At 41.0% G+C, this 16,837-nt stretch carries 12 protein-coding genes; 8 read left to right on the top strand and 4 right to left on the bottom strand.

Going from position 1 to position 16,837, the window contains the following annotated elements:
• Positions 1-36 precede the first annotated feature (36 nt).
• The 8 genes from ACSLUK_RS04770 to prsT (ACSLUK_RS04735) all read left to right on the top strand — a co-directional run bounded on the left by ACSLUK_RS04770 (position 37) and on the right by prsT (ACSLUK_RS04735) (position 12,337).
• Complete coding sequence (locus ACSLUK_RS04770; RefSeq protein ID WP_448547380.1) at positions 37-1,413, top strand: phosphohexomutase domain-containing protein; 1,377 nt, start codon at positions 37-39, stop codon at positions 1,411-1,413.
• A 6-nt stretch (positions 1,414-1,419) separates the two neighbouring features.
• Positions 1,420-2,484, top strand: coding sequence for a GNAT family N-acetyltransferase (locus tag ACSLUK_RS04765; RefSeq protein WP_448547379.1), 1,065 nt, complete (start codon positions 1,420-1,422; stop codon positions 2,482-2,484).
• Positions 2,481-2,735, top strand: coding sequence for an acyl carrier protein (locus ACSLUK_RS04760; protein ID WP_448547378.1), 255 nt, complete (start codon positions 2,481-2,483; stop codon positions 2,733-2,735). The genes ACSLUK_RS04765 and ACSLUK_RS04760 overlap by 4 nt, the downstream gene beginning before the upstream one ends.
• Before the next feature lie 26 nt (positions 2,736-2,761).
• On the top strand, positions 2,762-3,541 hold the full coding sequence (locus ACSLUK_RS04755; protein WP_448547377.1) for an alpha/beta hydrolase family protein: 780 nt from the start codon (positions 2,762-2,764) through the stop codon (positions 3,539-3,541).
• The gene (locus tag ACSLUK_RS04750) at positions 3,534-4,361 is read left to right on the top strand and encodes a hydrolase 1, exosortase A system-associated (protein WP_448547376.1); all 828 of its coding nucleotides are present in this window, start codon (positions 3,534-3,536) and stop codon (positions 4,359-4,361) included. The genes ACSLUK_RS04755 and ACSLUK_RS04750 overlap by 8 nt, the downstream gene beginning before the upstream one ends.
• Before the next feature lie 107 nt (positions 4,362-4,468).
• On the top strand, positions 4,469-6,733 hold the full coding sequence (gene wecB / locus ACSLUK_RS04745; protein ID WP_448547375.1) for a non-hydrolyzing UDP-N-acetylglucosamine 2-epimerase: 2,265 nt from the start codon (positions 4,469-4,471) through the stop codon (positions 6,731-6,733).
• 87 nt (positions 6,734-6,820) lie between these two features.
• Entirely contained in the window at positions 6,821-9,568 is a 2,748-nt protein-coding gene (prsT, locus tag ACSLUK_RS04740) for an XrtA/PEP-CTERM system TPR-repeat protein PrsT (protein ID WP_448547374.1), read from the top strand.
• Positions 9,569-9,577: 9 nt separating this feature from the next.
• Entirely contained in the window at positions 9,578-12,337 is a 2,760-nt protein-coding gene (gene prsT, locus ACSLUK_RS04735; RefSeq protein WP_448547373.1) for an XrtA/PEP-CTERM system TPR-repeat protein PrsT, read from the top strand.
• 66 nt (positions 12,338-12,403) lie between these two features.
• On the opposite strand, the gene ACSLUK_RS04730 is transcribed toward prsT (ACSLUK_RS04735), so the two are convergent.
• The 4 genes from ACSLUK_RS04730 to ACSLUK_RS04715 all read right to left on the bottom strand — a co-directional run bounded on the left by ACSLUK_RS04730 (position 12,404) and on the right by ACSLUK_RS04715 (position 16,557).
• Positions 12,404-13,117, bottom strand: a complete 714-nt coding sequence (locus ACSLUK_RS04730; protein ID WP_448547372.1) for a PEP-CTERM sorting domain-containing protein — start codon at positions 13,115-13,117, stop codon at positions 12,404-12,406.
• A gap of 365 nt (positions 13,118-13,482) precedes the next feature.
• Positions 13,483-14,208, bottom strand: a complete 726-nt coding sequence (locus ACSLUK_RS04725; RefSeq protein WP_448547371.1) for a PEP-CTERM sorting domain-containing protein — start codon at positions 14,206-14,208, stop codon at positions 13,483-13,485.
• Between the two features lie 437 nt (positions 14,209-14,645).
• Entirely contained in the window at positions 14,646-15,356 is a 711-nt protein-coding gene (locus tag ACSLUK_RS04720; protein ID WP_448547370.1) for a PEP-CTERM sorting domain-containing protein, read from the bottom strand.
• A gap of 472 nt (positions 15,357-15,828) precedes the next feature.
• The gene (locus ACSLUK_RS04715) at positions 15,829-16,557 is read right to left on the bottom strand and encodes a PEP-CTERM sorting domain-containing protein (RefSeq protein WP_448547369.1); all 729 of its coding nucleotides are present in this window, start codon (positions 16,555-16,557) and stop codon (positions 15,829-15,831) included.
• Between the last annotated feature and the right edge of the window lie 280 nt (positions 16,558-16,837).

Genomic DNA, 16,837 nt, shown 5'->3' with positions numbered 1-16,837 from the left:
GCATTGGCAGCTGGAATAATTATTAAAGGACACACTATGCCAAGTCACGACACGCTTACCTGTTTTAAGGCTTACGATATCAGAGGTAAACTCGGTGAGGAGCTTAATACGGATATTGCTTATCGAATTGGTCGCGCATTTTCTCAACACACTCAGGCTAAAACCGTTGTGGTAGGCGGTGATGTGCGCCTGACTAGCGAAGAGTTAAAACTGGCACTATCTAATGGCTTAATGGACGGTGGCACAAACGTGATAGACATTGGCTTGTGTGGCACTGAACATATCTACTTTGCGACAAGTCACTTACAGTGCGACGGTGGTATTGTTGTCACTGCGAGCCATAATCCCATTGATTATAATGGTATGAAATTGGTCAGAGAGAACAGTAAGCCAATCAGTGGTGATACTGGATTGCATGACATTAAAGCACTTGCTGAACAAAATAGATTTGACGACGTCGCGTGTAAAGGCACAGCGAGCACCGAAGATATTTCAGAGGCTTATACTAAACATTTGTTGAGTTACATTAACGCTGAAAATATTAAACCGTTAAAACTCGTCGTTAATGCGGGTAATGGTGCAGCAGGCCCGGCTATCGATGTGCTAGAGCAGCACTTTTCAACATTGTCATTGCCAATAGAACTAATCAAAATCCATCATGAACCTGACGGCAAATTTCCAAACGGCATCCCCAATCCATTACTCATTGAGAACAGAAGCGCGACGGCCGATGCGGTAAAAGCGCACAATGCAGATATGGGGATTGCTTGGGATGGTGACTTTGATCGCTGTTTTCTCTTTGATGAGAACGGTGAATTTATCGAAGGCTACTATATCGTTGGCTTGCTGGCACAAAACTTTCTGGCTAAAAGCCCCAATGAAAAAGTCATTCATGACCCTCGGTTAACATGGAATACCATTGACATTGTTAAGCAGGCGAAAGGTACACCTATTCTAAGTAAAACAGGTCATGCCTTTATTAAAGAGCGCATGCGTAAAGAAAATGCTGTGTATGGCGGTGAAATGAGCGCACATCATTATTTCCGTGATTTTTTCTATTGCGACAGCGGTATGATCCCGTGGCTACTAGTAGCCGAACTGATTTGTCAAACGGGCAAACCGTTGTCTGCGTTGGTACGAGAGCGTATCGAGGCCTATCCATCATCGGGTGAAATTAACAACCGCCTTGACGATCCTAAGTCGTCTATTGAGCGCGTGTTAGCACACTATAAAAATGACGCATTAACGTGTGATTACACCGACGGCATTAGTCTCGAATTTGCTAATTGGCGTTTTAATTTGCGCAGTAGTAACACTGAACCTGTGGTGCGCTTGAATGTTGAATCAAGAAACGACACCGCGCTGATGCAACAGAAGACACAAGAAATTCTTGAAATTCTGTGTCGAGCGTAACTGCTCATGAATGTCGCTACACCTCAATATCGTTGTTTAGAGATTAACGATCCTCAAGTCGTTCAATTATGCGACAAACATGCGGCGCTGTTCGAACAAACCTATGCCTGGTTGAGTGCGACTAAAGATTTATTGCAGGCCAGCAAAGAAGAATTGAAACTACATACGCTGGTTGATAATGACAACCAGCATCTTTTATTACTGTGGCCGCTCATACATCGTCTGGAGGGCAACACCCAGCAAATAAGTAGTGTGACAAGTTGTTATAGTACAAACGTTTTACCCTACTATGTTTCACAGTCAAACAATACTGCACTTACTAAGCAGTTGCTAATTGAGGTTAGTCAGCGTTATCCGTGGGACGAAATACGGATTGGGCCGTTTGATTGCCATCGTGTTAGTGGTGCGTTGCTAGCATTGGAAAAACCTCAAAAAGACTATTCAGTGATCGGTCATTGGTTTGTTGATCATGTAAGTCACTTTTCTGAATATTTGTCGCAGCGTCCGGGTCAGCTAAAGAATACATTAAAACGTAAAGCGAAAAAGCTCTACCAAGATCACGAGGTCAAAATCGTATTTGCCAATACGCCGACACAATTCGACTCGCTATATACTGATTATCAACAAATTTACCGAGATAGCTGGAAAGGAGACGAAGCAAGTTATCAATTTATCGCCGAAGTTAGCAAAGCTGCTCTTGCTCAGGATAAGCTTAGATTTGCGGTAATGTACGCAGATGGCAAGGCTGTTGCTGCGCAAATTTGGTTCATACAACACAGCACCGCTTCCATATTTAAGCTTGCCTATGATCCGGAATTTAGCCATTATTCGGTAGGTTCTATACTCTCTGAAGCCATGTGTGAAAGAGTCATTGACGATGACAAATGCCATACAATAGAGTTTGGCTGTGGAAATGAAGCTTATAAACGAGCGTGGATGACACAATATCGAGAGCGCAGAGTAGTACAAGTATTTAACGGAAAAACCATACTCGGCAAGATGCTTATCTTCAAACATATTTATCTCGCACGATTGAAATCGATACTAAAGACAATTTTAAGAAAAAAATGAATAGCAAAGAAGCCATACTGCAAGAATTACAATCCGTTTTATCTGGGATTATGCCTAATTATCAATCAACATATTGGTGCGAAGATACAGCATTGTTTGGTGCTATCCCTGAATTTGATTCAATGGCGATTGTTAGCCTGATCACTGAGCTGGAAGCGCGATTTGACATTGAAGTTGATGATGAAGATATCTCAGAAGAGAATTTTGCCAATATTGGCAATATTGTCGAACTTATCTCAAACGCGAATTAGCGCACCGATTATTTATTGAAATGAACATGCTCAATGCCTCTTTCGTACAATCCGCGTTGACGGATCTTAAATACTTTCAGTTATCACGTGTGTGCAAACCGGCACGTGGGACCGTAGTATTTGTGCAGGGGCTATTTGAAGAGTTAAACCAAAATCGACATGCTTTCAATGGCATGGCACAAATGCTGACAACGCATGATTTTAATACCATCCTTTATGATGCTGTGGGTACAGGCGACAGCGAAGGGGATTTAACCGATGTCTCGTTGTTGTTATGGCACAATCAACTGCTTGAGGTAGTGCAAAATGCGCAACAACAGAACGAAAACCCTGTCTCGATTATTGTGTTTGGTTCTGGCGCTCTGTTATTAACAGAAGAGGTTCTAAAATGTGCCTCTCATGTTCAATTGTGGCAACCTGAATTTAGTGGTAAAAGGCTAGCCAAAAACTTAGGTCGCTTGGCAATTCTTAATCAAATGCCAATTAGTGAAGATGACGAAATCATCAACGTATCAGGCTACCAAGTGCCACAGGTATTATGGCAATCGTTGAAACAAAATCCCTCACCTGCGTTCGCCAGTTTTGCACCTAAGATCGAATGGTTTGAGCTTATCGACAACGAGCAGCAGCAAGTACCACAGCTTCGACAAAATTTGGCACAATCCGTTTTTGGTGATTCGTTTTCGGTAGTGTCCATAGTGCAATCAAAGTACTGGCTGGCCAATGAGTTGATACAACCTGAAGCTTTATGGGCGCGGGCAACAACCGCCATCGAAGCCAGAGCAAAGGAATCCGCCGTTGAGTAAAGAAATGCCGATTGTTTTTCCGTCGGGTAACCATTCGCTCGTGGGTATTATTCATCAAAGCGAACAGCCGAGCACTAAAGGCGTGGTCATCGTTGTTGGTGGACCACAAACCCGTGTGGGGAGTCATAGAGCATTTGTTGAATTAGCGCGGTTTTTGGCGCGCAATGGCGTGAACGTTTTTCGCTTTGATTATACTGGTGCAGGAGATAGTGACGGCAAGCCCGCTCACTTCACAGAAGTCGTTAATGATATTGAAGCGGCGGTGACCACTTTCATTGCCAAGCAGCCTCAGCTAAACAGTATATGCTTATGGGGCTTATGCGATGCCGCTTCTGCTATCGCAATCTACATGAATGGCGAAAGCAAACCCGATCATGTTGATCGTTTAGTATTGCTAAACCCTTGGGTAAATCAACCACATACACAAGCGCAGACAGTTCTAAAATACTATTATTTAAAACGATTATTTTCTCGCCAATTTTGGCAAAAACTTTTTGCTGGAAAAGTAGCTTTATTGACAAGCGCTAAAGAAATTCATAGTTTTTCTAAGCAAAGCCAACAAATTTCAGCAACTCACTATGTAGAGACCATGCTGACAGGGATTAAATCGTTTGACGGTAAGGTGCTTATTATCATTGCGGAGAATGATCTTACAGGCCAAGAATTTTGTGCATTGGTGGAAAAAAACAAGCAGTGGCGTAACGTCATGGCGCGCGATACGACGGAAATAATCACCATTGATACTGCAAATCACACATTTGCTCATCGGCAGTGGAAAGAAACCTTAAATAACCTGTCGTTAAAGCTAATACAGGCCTAGAGAAGCGCATAGTAATTGGTTACAATGGTTTGATTGAATGCTCAGCGCCTTGGGCTAAGCTTGTTTAAGTTAATTTTGTCTTTACTTCCAGATTAAGGAAAATTCATATGAAAATTGGGATTATAGTAGGCACTCGTCCCGAAATAATAAAAATGGCTCCTGTTATTCGAGAGTGTCAGAATAGAGGGATTCCATATTTTATCATTCATTCTAATCAGCATTATTCTGAAGAAATGGATAGCATTTTTTTCAAAGAATTAGAATTACCTAGCCCACATTATAATTTAGGCGTTGGTTCAGGATTACACAGTAACCAAACGGGCAACATCTTAATTCAAATGGAACCCATTCTACTGGAAGAAAAGCCAGATGTTGTACTAGTTCAAGGCGATACAAACACTGTTTTGGCTGGCGCACTAGCAGCGTCTAAACTCAATATTAAAGTTGGTCATATTGAAGCAGGTCTGCGTAGCTATGATCGAATGATGCCAGAAGAAACCAACCGCATATTAACCGATCACATGAGTGATTATTTATTTGCCGTTGGCCCAAATCAACATGCGATTTTGTCTAAAGAAGGCATCGACCAAGAAAAAATACACACAGTGGGCAACACAGTATCTGACTCACTATTTCAACATTTGGAAATTGCGGGCGATAAAAGCAATATCCTAGATAAGCTATCACTAAAAGCGAAAGAGTTTTTCTTGGTAACAGCTCATAGAGCATCCAATGTTGATATTCCTGCGCATTTACAAGAACTGTTAAACCTTTTTGACCGCCTACATGAAAAATACAGCCAACCTATAGTGTGGCCTATTCATCCTCGCACGCAAGCGAAGCTTAAAGAATTTCAAATGGAAGTGCCTGGCTATTTGAAATTGATTCCACCGATTGGTTATTTGGATTTCATCCAGTTACAAAAGAATGCGCAGTTAATTCTGACTGACTCTGGCGGTATTCAAGAAGAAGCCTGTCTGTTAGGTGTTCCGTGTATTACATTACGTGAAAATACCGAACGTCCAGAATCTATCGAAGTGGGTGCCAATGTACTGGTAGGGCGTGACGCTGATAAAGCCATAGCAGCAGCTGAAAAATGGCTTGCTTCCGGTGATTTCAGCTGGGAAAACCCATTTGGCGACGGTCACGTAGCCGAACTTATTCTTGATATTATCACGAACACTAAAGATGTCGCCGAGGAAGAGCGCATCATTGCGAAAAATGAGTCAGTTGCCGTTGTTGGTATGGGCTACATGGGCTTACCGATTGCCAGCTTAATTGCGCAAGCAGGTTACAACGTGACTGGTGTTGACTTAAGCAAAGACAAAGTAGACGCCATTAATCGTGCAGAATGTCCGTTTGATGAAGTTGGCATGCCAGAACTCATCAAAAAAGTGGTATCACAAGGCTTCTTGAAAGCTTCAACCGATATTCCAAGCAGTGATACTTACTTAGTCGCTGTACCTACGCCTCACAAAGACAATCGTTGTGATCGTAGCTATGTGTTCAGTGCGGTTGATGCTATTGCCAAAGTAGCTAAAGATGGCCAAACGGTTATCGTAGAATCAACGATTTCGCCTCAAACTAGTTTAGCGGTAGAACAACGATTTGCAGACTTAGGCTTAAAAATAGATGTGGTGCATTGCCCAGAACGTGCGATTCCTGGTCAAACATTACATGAGCTAGTTAATAACGATCGCATCATTGGTGCGTCAAATAGCACGGCACAAAACAAAGTGAAGCGAATTTATCAAAGCTTCGTTAAAGGTGAAGTATTCTTAACGGATCTTACAACCGCAGAATGTGTCAAATTAGTTGAAAACACATCTCGTGACGTGGGTATTGCGTTTGCTAATGAGTTGGCTGAAATTGCTAAAGAGCTTGATGTAAACGTTTATGAAGTGATTAAATTGGCGAACCGTCATCCTCGAGTCAATGTGTTAACGCCTGGTCCAGGCGTGGGTGGTCACTGTATTCCAATTGATCCGTGGTTCTTGGTAGAAGGTACCAAGTCTGGTGAGTTGGTTCGATTATCACGTAAAATTAATGACGAGCGTCCGAATATTGTCGCTCAAGAAGCGCTTAACCTTGTATCAAAAGCGCAAGGCGTCAAGGTAGGTATTCTTGGTGTTGCTTATAAGGCAAATGTAGACGATTGTCGTGAAACACCAGCCGATGCGATTTTAGCGCAATTTAAAGAGTCAGGTGCAGAAGTCAATTATCATGACCCGTTTGTGCCAACTTGGGATTGCCCTCGACAAGAGAGCGTTGCTGAGTTGGACAGCTGGGCCGATGTGCTAATTCTCGTCACAGACCATACATGTTACGACGACATTAAGGTAACTAAACCGCTGCTGAATACGCGTGGTTAATAAGACAAAAGCTCACTGATGTTGGTGAGCTTTTTTTATGAACAGTTATTAACAACAATAATAAATTGAAGGGAAACAGGGGTATATATGAAATTAACACATACCGCCATCACTCTGAGCTTAGCATTAGCATTGGGCGCGTGCTCAGAAACAGAAACCGCAGCCTCCCATTTGGCGCAGGCAAAACAGTATTTGACGCAAGATAAAGTTCAAGAAAGTGTTATTGAATTAAAAAATGCTATCAAATTAGAACCAAACAACAATGAAGTTCGTTTTGTTTTAGGTCGAATTTATCTTGATGCTGGTGATGGGGTTAATGCCGTAAAGGAACTGGAAAAGGCTCGTTCACTAAAATACCCCGATGATAAGCTAATTCCTTTGCTTGCACGCGCTTATTTAATCTCGAATGCAGATGTTGAATTACTTGAGCTAGACACGAGTGTATCTACTTTGTCCAATGACAGTAAAGTGCGCTATTACGCCTATGCGACGCTAGCTCATGTACGTGCTAATGAGGCTGAAAAAGCAAAAGATACGGCAGAAAAATCAAAAAATGCACAAGCTGCAAGCCCATTTGCTACATTGGCAAATGCTTATATCTTGTTATCTGAAAATGAAATAGATAAAGCCGATGCGCTAGTTGAAAAAGCATTGGGCATTGATGCTGATAACCCTGAGCTTGTCATGTTGAATGCGCAGATCGCGACGATTCAAAAGGACTATCAACAAGCGGCAGAACAGTACAAAAAATATCTAGAATTACAACCAAAATCGCGCGTGACCTATTTGATGTTGGCTGATGTATTAATCAAAACAGAAGGTTACCAGGAAGCTGAGCGTTATGTTGATGCTATCCTAGCGAATATTCCTAACCAACCATTAGCCAACTATATTAAGTCCGTGATTAAATTTGCGGAAAAAGACTACAAAGCAGCGAGTGAATTTTCTGAAAAAGCTATTCAGTCGGGCAATAGTATGCCACATGCTAAGCTAGTTGCTGGTAGCAGTGCATTTCATCAAGGAAATTATGAGCAAGCTAACTATCACTTAGAACCGATTGTTCAGTATCTAAAGGCAGATCATGCCGCTCGAAAAATGTTTGCAGTCAGTCAATATCAATTAGGCCGAGTTGAAAATATCGCCGAAAATTTAGCAGGCTACCAACCGTCAACTGAAGAAGATGCTGCATTTTTATCGTCATTGAGTGTTAACTTGTTCAAAATTGGTGCTAAAGAAGAAGCAAAGAAGATTGCTGAACAATCTGCTATGGCTGAGCAGTCAACAGCTAAACATACTGCGCGCCAAGGGATCATGAAATTAATGATGAACGATCCAACAGCGGTGAGCGATTTAGAATCAGCACTTAAAGAACAGCCAGATTTGATAGGTGCTGAATTAGCCATTGCCTACGCATCGTTAGAAGAAGGCGATTATGATAAAGCAATGTCAATCGCCGAAAAATGGATTGCAGAGCACCCAGAAAAAGCGGGTGGTTACAATATGCTTGCCGCTATTGCAATGCGTAAGCGAGATCTTGAACAAGCAGAAAAACACTTGTTGGTTGGCCTAGATAAAGAGCCAAACAATTTGTTTGGCCTGACGGAAATGTCACGTGTATTGGTACGGTTAGACCGAAAGTCAGACGCAGCCCAATATGCACAGCAAGCCGTAGAGCAGTACCCTGATAGTATCAAAGCGCTGCGCTATCAATTTGCCGTGAATAAAGATCAGCAAGCGTTAAAGGATATTGAAAAGGCCTACAATAAAACGCCAGAGAACCTGAACTTTATTATTCTATATGCTGAAGCGCTAATGGATTTAGGCAATTATGCAGACGCATTAATCGTTGCGAATAAGGTGGAAAATAATGTTAATACACCTAAGCAAATCTGGCGCATCAGGCTAACAGCTTTAAATAAACTGAATAATATTGATCTGGCGCAATCAGTCGTTGACGACTGGATCCAAAGTAATCCATATCATCCAGAGCCGATATTATTAAAAGTTGAATTTTTGGTTAAAGAAAAAGAAGCGCAACGTGCATTGAGTTTATTAGATCGCGCATTATCAGGTAATCATGTAGGTAATATGTTTATGCAATCGGTTAAATTGCAGATACTACTTGACGATCACCGCGTGACAGAAGCTAGAAAACTCTATGCGCAAATCAAAGATAAAATCACGAACGATAGTACCAAGGCGGGAATAGAAGGACGAATTGCTATCATTGATGAGCGTTACGAAGACGCGATACCATTGATGTCTCAGTTTTACGACTCTTTTCCATCTACGCAAAACGCTTTGTATTTAAGTCTTGCTTACAATAACCATGGTGATTCGGACAACGCTATTGCTAGTCTAGAAAAACACTTAAAGACTTTTGATAGAGATGACAGAGTGCGTACTGCATTAGCTAACCTTTATCTAAAATCAGATAAGAGTATGGCTTATAGTAAATATGAGCGCTTAATCGAGTCTCAGCCTAATAATGTGCTGGCTCTTAACAATCTCGCATGGCTCGCAATGGAAAAGGGCGAGCTTGAGACTGCAAAGGGTTACATTGAGCGCGCATATTCGTTAGCTCCTACATTACCGAATGTGCCGGATACATTTGGCCAAATTTTACTGAAAATGGACAAAAAGCGAGAATCTTTGGCAAAAGCGAAAGAAGCATATGAGTTGGCCAAGGGTAGAGATGTCGACATCAGTTTAAACTACGCACAAGTGCTAGTTGCTAATAAGCGTAAAAATCAAGCCAAAGAATTATTGGACAGTATTATTGTGAAAAATACTGAGCAACAAGCAAAATTAACTGAACTAAAAGAACAGCTGTAAAGGATTGTCATGAAACCTACACTTTTTAAATTAACGACTGTCGCGATATTAGTCGCTGGATTAGCAGGATGCTCTGGGGAAAAATCAGCACAAGAGCATTTAGTTTCAGGACAGCAAGCAATTGCTAAACAAGAAATTGAACAGGCGATTATTCACTATAAGAATGCGGTAAGGCTAGCACCCAAAGATGCGTCTATGAGATTGGCATTAGGTAAAGCGTACATTCAGCTAGGTGATTATTTAGGCGCTGAAAAGGAACTACAAAAATCGATTGATTTAGGAATTAACGATAATCAAGCGCTTGTTTCTTTAATAAGAGCAAAGGCAAAACTGGAAAAATTAAGCGAATTAGATGAGTTACTTGAAAGTACTGATATGCTCAAAGATGAAGAGTATATTCAAGTGCTTATTGATTCAGCCATAGCATTTTTGAGTGAACGCCAGCTAGAGAAAGCACAAGATCTGATTGATCAGGCAAATGCCATTGATGCAGATTCAAACTATAGCACGCTAGGTCGGGCTTATATTGAGTACGCTAATGGTAAATTTAAAGAGGCATCAGTGCTACTTAGTGACAATCCACTATTAGGTGATGACGGCTCAGAAGCGACATTATTGAATGGCCATTTGTTATTTGCTTTAGAACAGTTTGAAGAAGCCATTGATGTTTACAAAAAGTATCGTGCTGCGCATCCAGCAGCGCATTATGTCAGATTCTTTGAAACCAATAGCGCATTAAAGGCTGGCATGTTCGACGTAGCAGAACAAGAAGTTGACGAATTACTTAAACTGACCAAAGGCGCTCCTTTAGCGAATCAATATAAAGCGCAAGTTGAATACAACAAAGGTAACTACCAAGAAGCTTATAACTTTGCTGATCTGGCTGCAAAATCGAACAGTGAGTTTCTGACAGCGAGAATGATTGCTGGTGTAAGTGCCTACATGCTAGAAAACGATGAATCAGCTTATAACTACTTAAACCCATTAGAGAAGTTTTTAACCAATTCACATCCGGTCAAAAAAATCATCGCGGTACTAAAAGTACGAATGGGGTATGTAGATGAGGCTATTCAGTCGTTTGATTCGCTGTCTGATTTAACTGAAAATGATGCATCATTTTTAGCCGATGCCAGCACACAAATGTTAAAAGCCGGTGACTTTGAAAGTGCGCGTGAAATGATCGAAGAAGCGATCAACTTAAACCCTAACGATGCTAATTTGGTTGCTAAGAAAGGCTTTATTTTGCTTAGCCAAGACGATTTAACGGGAATTGATGCACTTGAAACCGCCTTGTCACTAGACCCAAGCTTGACCGAAGTGGAGTACTCATTAGCGCTCCAATATTTGAAGGCCGGAGAAGACAAAAAAGCGCAAGAAATTGCCGACAATTGGTTAAAAGAGAATAACAATTCTGCATCAGGCCATTTGCTACAGGGAATGATCTTCGTGCGTAGCAATCAATTTGCCAATGCTCAACAAAGTTTTGAATCAGCTTTAAAAACTGAGCCAAACAATACGGGCGCATTATTTGGTTTAGCAGGCGTGTTTGAGCAAAACGGTTTAATGCCAAAAGCAATTGCCAATTATAAGCAAATCGTCAAACTTAACCCAAGCCATAAAGAAGCGATTGCTGCATTGATTAAAGCGGGTATAAAAGCAGGCGACATTAACCAGTCAATCGAAAACATTGAAACGGCTTATGCGGAACACCCACAAAGCGTGTACTTAGCGATAGGGCTAGCGCAGCATTATCGCCTTACGCAACAGCCTGAGAAAGCAGTTAAAGTGCTAGAAGAATTAGAGCAAAAAAATGATTTACCATTGTCATACTGGTTAACGCTAGGTGATGGCTACATGGAAGCCAAGCTTATTAACAAGGCGCAAAGCACTTATGAGCAGGCTATCAAGGCGACTACAGACAACTATTTGTTTTATACACGCCTAATCAGTGTTTACGAAATTAGTGAAGAGTTCCAGGCTGCATTAGATATTGCCGAAAAAGCCTATAGCCTTTATCCCAAAAACACACGTTTAGAGGCCTTGCTCGCTTACTTCAAGTTCAGAAACAAAGACTATGCCGGTGCGCTTAAAGAAATCGAAAAAGTAAATGCGAAAAATATTAAACATCCTTTTGTCGATACAACTGCTGGATATTTAGCAATTGTACAGAAACGATATAACGATGCTATTGAATCTTTTTCGGCCAGCTTTGAGATGCAACCCGATGCTAAAAACGCGTTGAACTTAGCACGTGCACTAAAATATAACGGCCAACAGGCTGAGGCAGAGCAAACGCTAGAAACATTCCTAGAAAATACGCCAAATATTGGGATCCGTTTTTTCTTATCTAGCCTTTATTTACCAAAGGATAAAGCGAAGGCTGTTAAGCAATACGAGCTGATTCTTGAAGCACATCCTGAAAATATTGTTGTCCGCAATAATCTAGCGTGGATGATGCTAGAAGATAACAGTTTAGACAAAGCGCTTGAACACATTGAGTTTGCCTACAATCTGCAGGCTGACTTCGTTCCTGTGTTAGAGACATACGGTGTGATCTTACACCGCAGAGGTGACAAGGAAAAAGCAAAAAATGTATTGCAACAAGCGGTGTCTAAAGGTTCAACAGATGCGCGAGTATTAGTCGTTCTTTCTGATATCTTGGTTGATGAGAATGATATTCAGTCGGCTAGAAATTTACTGGTCAAAGTAAAAACGCAGGATGAAGATGTATTATCTCTATTGAGAGCCGTTAAAAAACGTATGAATTAGAGACGTAGATTAGCTAATAAAAAAACCGCTCAATGAGCGGTTTTTTGTTTCTATTACAAAGCTAGTTTAAGTACGCATTCTACTTCTGGCAAATCCAAGAAGTCCTAAGCCAAGTAATGCGATTGTTGCAGGTTCTGGAATTGAGTTACCAGTTAATTCAAAGGTGCCTCGAAGAGGTGCAGGTCCACCAGCCCCAGCTGGCTGAAAAGAAGATGAAAGCACCATGTCAGACCCGTTTGCTTCACCATTTGTATCAAAATTACCCATAGCAAGGCCGCCAGTTGCATCGAGTAAAGAGCTACCTGTACCAGTATCTGAGCCTGTACCCAAATCAGTACCAGTACCTGTTAGCAAGCCATTTCCAGTTAACTCTAACCATAGCGTTCCATCACCTGAAGTACCTGCTGTTGCTGCATAATCAGGGGTGTGGTCAACAAAAATCTCAATGAACAAATCTTTGAAGGTAAAGTCATTGCCAACAAAGCTTACAAGCTCCATAGAAAAGGTAAAGGTTAATTCACAGCCAGGACAAAACTCTAAGGTATTATTTGTGTCGTTGTTCATTTGATCGAAAATACCAAAGCCACTGACTATGTCGCCAGGGTTTACTACAAAGTTTTCAAATAGATTACCCGCGCTAAAAAAGTCTTGTGCAGCTGGAAATGCATTGGTGCTATCTGGATCCCATACTACACCACCAACATTGATGAATGATGCTTGAGCGGAAAGTGATAACCCTAGTGCAGCTGCGCCTGCTAAAATTCCTTTCTTCATGTTCATGATACTATCTCCAACGAATATTAATGGTTTATACAGATGTAGTGTAATAGGCATAGGGCATGCCAATAGTGGCATTATTTAGGTTAGTCACTGTAAAGTTGAGTGTTTTTTGTACAGTGCGGTTTTGGCAAATGACGGAAAAATCGAACTGTGTAAAAATTTATGACACTTTTAATTCGTGTAAATAGAGCTCAGTTTTGTTGTGTTAAACATGGCCGAGAAGGCGAACTAGCGTGAATAAGTGCTTAGAGGGGGATGAGCAATGTTGAGAGTACTATTGTGCGGGTAGTATTGAGTTCAATGAAAAAGCCCGTTCAATGGAACGGGCTTTTGATTGTCACTGAAAGTTTAATTAGATGGACTAATTAAGCTTTTCTTCTACGTGAACCAGCAAAACCTAATAGACCTAGGCCTAATAAAGCAATTGACGCTGGCTCTGGAATTGAGTCACCAGTAAGTTCAAAACCGCCTTTCAACACACCGTCAGTACCTGAAGGTTGGAAAGAAGATGAAAGAACCATATCAGTACCGTCTTTTTCACCGTCTGTGTCGAAGTTGTCAGCAGCTAAGCCACCCACTACGTTTAATAATGCAGAACCAGTACCTGTGTCAGAACCTGTACCTAAGTCAGTACCGATGCCTGATAGAGCACCTGGTGCAGCTAGGGCTAACCATAAGTTACCGTCGCTAGAAGTAGCAGAAGTTGCTGCGTAGTCAGGTGTGTGATCAACAAAGATGTTGATTGCTAAGTCTTTAAAGTTGAATAAACCAGCATTGCCAGCTACTGGAGTGTAAGATACCAACTCCATAGAAAACGTGAATGTTAATTCACAACCCGGGCAGAAAGCCGCTGCATTGTTTTCGTCGCTGTTGAACTGATCGAAAATACCAAAACCAGTAACAACGTCACCTGGGTTTTGAGCTACGCCTTCAAATAAGTTACCGCTGCTGAAAAAATCTTGTGCAGAAGGGAAAGCGTTAACGCTATCTGGATCCCAAACAACACCACCAATGTTGATGAATGAAGCGTGTGCTGAAAGTGAAAGTCCTAAAGCAGCAACACCTGCTAATAATCCTTTTTTAATGTTCATGTTGATTTATCTCCAACGTAAAAATTTTGAAATTCTTGATTTATGTAATTGTCGGTATATTAGCAGTTGTTGTGCCAGTTTTTTCTTGGTGGCTTTAAGTTATTGTATTTTATGATTTTAATGTTGACTTGTTTTTTCGTGTTACTCTGTTGTAAATTAGGGGGTGTAAAATTTTATGACACTTAATTGTACCTAAGCACAAAAAAATACTTTCGAGAGAATAGGAATCACAAATAACGTATTCTAGGTGTTTGAATTAGCGTTTGTTAATGCATAGGTTGATTGTAGATAAGCTCTTCGAGACAACTAGATTAAGGATTGTGTTATCGATATATAGTTGAATTCGAATTGAACACTTTTTTTAGCAATTTTTTAACTGCCAGATAAATAAGCCCGTTAATAACGGGCTTACAATAAATTTTGTTATAGGGGGCTAGTTATGCGCCTTTCTTACGAGAGCGGGCAAAGCCGAGTAATCCTAAACCTAATAGCGCAATAGAAGCTGGCTCAGGAATAGAGTTACCGGTTAATTCAAAACCGCCTTTAAGTACATCTGGTGTGCCAGAAGGTTGGAATGACGAAGATAGCACCATATCCGTACCGTCTTTTTCACCGTTCGTGTCGAAATTTCCTGCGGCTAAACCGCCGTCAACGTTTAACAATGCACTACCAGTACCCGTATCAGAACCAGTACCTAAGTCAGTCCCCAAGCCTGTTAAATTACCAGCTGCGACTAATGATAACCATAGGTTGCCATCGCTTGACGAGCCAGCCGTTGCTACGTAATCAGGTGTGTGATCGACGAAAATATCAATCTGAAGGTCTTTAAAGGTGAAGACATTGCCTACAAAGCTCACTAATTCCATTGAAAAGGTATAAGTTAATTCGCAGCCAGGACAAAATTCAGCCACGTTGTTAACATCGCTGTTCATTTGATCAAAAATACCAAAGCCGTTTACTATGTCTCCTGGATTTTTAGCGACGTTTTCAAATAAGTTGCCGCTACTGAAAAAATCTTGTGCTGCTGGAAAGGCATTTACGCTATCTGGATCCCAAACCACACCACCTATGTTAATAAACGAAGCGTGTGCAGATGCCGACAAAGCCAACGAAGCTACGCCAGCTAATAACCCTTTTTTAATTTCCATGTATTATCTCCAAAATACTTAATTAAATTTTATCCAAGTCGTTACGACGGCATTAAAAAAGCATAGTGTGTGCCAAAAGCGTTAATAAGATTGCAATAAATTGTTTACACAGGCTTTTTTACACAAGGATAAAATCCCAGAAATTTCTCAATTTAGATGTTTGTAAATTATCGCGACACTTTGGTTGAACAAAAATCCTAAAATAACAATGGATTGCCTGTACAAGCGTACAAAAATGGCGGTGATGTAAGCGGGTATTAATTGCCCTTAGCGTTTTATTTTGGAATTTTGGCAGTAATATATCGGGGTTGGGAAAACCATCTGTCTGATTTGAAAATTAGTATTAGTGTCTAGAGCTTGTTCTGTTGGGAATACTTCATGACCCAGCTATAATTTTAACTAGGCCAACAAAAAAGCCCGTTCAATGGAACGGGCTTTTGATTGTCGCTGAAAGTTTAATTAGATGGACTAATTAAGCTTTTCTTCTACGTGAACCAGCAAAACCTAATAGACCTAGGCCTAATAAAGCAATTGACGCTGGCTCTGGAATTGAGTCACCAGTAAGTTCAAAACCGCCTTTCAACACACCGTCAGTACCTGAGGGTTGGAAAGAAGATGAAAGAACCATATCAGTACCGTCTTTTTCACCGTCTGTGTCGAAGTTGTCAGCAGCTAAGCCACCTACTACGTTTAATAGTGCAGAACCAGTACCTGTGTCAGAACCTGTACCTAAGTCAGTACCTATACCTGATAGAGCACCTGGTGCAGCTAAAGCTAACCATAAGTTACCGTCGCTAGAAGTTGCAGACGTTGCTGCGTAGTCAGGTGTGTGATCAACAAAGATGTTGATTGCTAAGTCTTTAAAGTTGAACAGACCTGTAGAACCAACTACTGGAGTGTAAGATACTAGCTCCATAGAGAATGTAAAAGTTAATTCACAACCAGGACAGAATGCGGCTGCATTGTTTGTATCGCTATTGAATTGGTCGAAAATACCAAAGCCAGTAACAACGTCACCTGGGTTTTCAGCTATGCCTTCAAATAAGTTGCCACTGCTGAAAAAATCCTGTGCAGAAGGGAAAGCGTTAACGCTATCTGGATCCCAAACAACACCGCCAATGTTGATGAATGAAGCGTGTGCTGAAAGTGAAAGTCCTAACGCAGCAACACCAGCTAATAATCCTTTTTTAATGTTCATCATTCTACCTCTGAAGTATCTGTTTATATTCGGTTTTTAATATTTATGTTCGATTGTTGATTTTTAATATGCATGCATGGTGCCAAGTTGACGAAAATACTTGTGGTATTATGTTTTTAAAGGCCTGTAGAGATGGTTCTGGCAGTCGTTAATACGACTGGATTTTCGCTGCTGTAAAGAATAGTGACACCTGAACTTATTGTTTTTGTGTGTTTTTTGTACAGTTGTTGTTTGGTGAAATGATTGATCTAGGGAATCGTTACATACAATCTGCGAGAGGGCG

Source organism: Thalassotalea fusca, assembly GCF_053485835.1.
The sequence above is the reverse complement of the archived record's forward strand: the minus strand, read 5'-3'. Positions and strand labels throughout refer to the sequence as shown.

Coding starts and splice junctions, on each gene's coding strand:
- ACSLUK_RS04770 (WP_448547380.1), top strand. CDS start 37: ATGCCAAGTCACGACACGCTTACCTGTTTTAAGGCTTACGATATCAGA.
- ACSLUK_RS04715 (WP_448547369.1), bottom strand. CDS start 16,557: ATGATGAACATTAAAAAAGGATTATTAGCTGGTGTTGCTGCGTTAGGA.
- ACSLUK_RS04765 (WP_448547379.1), top strand. CDS start 1,420: ATGAATGTCGCTACACCTCAATATCGTTGTTTAGAGATTAACGATCCT.
- ACSLUK_RS04730 (WP_448547372.1), bottom strand. CDS start 13,117: ATGAACATGAAGAAAGGAATTTTAGCAGGCGCAGCTGCACTAGGGTTA.
- prsT (WP_448547374.1), top strand. CDS start 6,821: ATGAAATTAACACATACCGCCATCACTCTGAGCTTAGCATTAGCATTG.
- ACSLUK_RS04720 (WP_448547370.1), bottom strand. CDS start 15,356: ATGGAAATTAAAAAAGGGTTATTAGCTGGCGTAGCTTCGTTGGCTTTG.
- ACSLUK_RS04755 (WP_448547377.1), top strand. CDS start 2,762: ATGCTCAATGCCTCTTTCGTACAATCCGCGTTGACGGATCTTAAATAC.
- ACSLUK_RS04760 (WP_448547378.1), top strand. CDS start 2,481: ATGAATAGCAAAGAAGCCATACTGCAAGAATTACAATCCGTTTTATCT.
- wecB (WP_448547375.1), top strand. CDS start 4,469: ATGAAAATTGGGATTATAGTAGGCACTCGTCCCGAAATAATAAAAATG.
- ACSLUK_RS04725 (WP_448547371.1), bottom strand. CDS start 14,208: ATGAACATTAAAAAAGGATTATTAGCAGGTGTTGCTGCTTTAGGACTT.
- prsT (WP_448547373.1), top strand. CDS start 9,578: ATGAAACCTACACTTTTTAAATTAACGACTGTCGCGATATTAGTCGCT.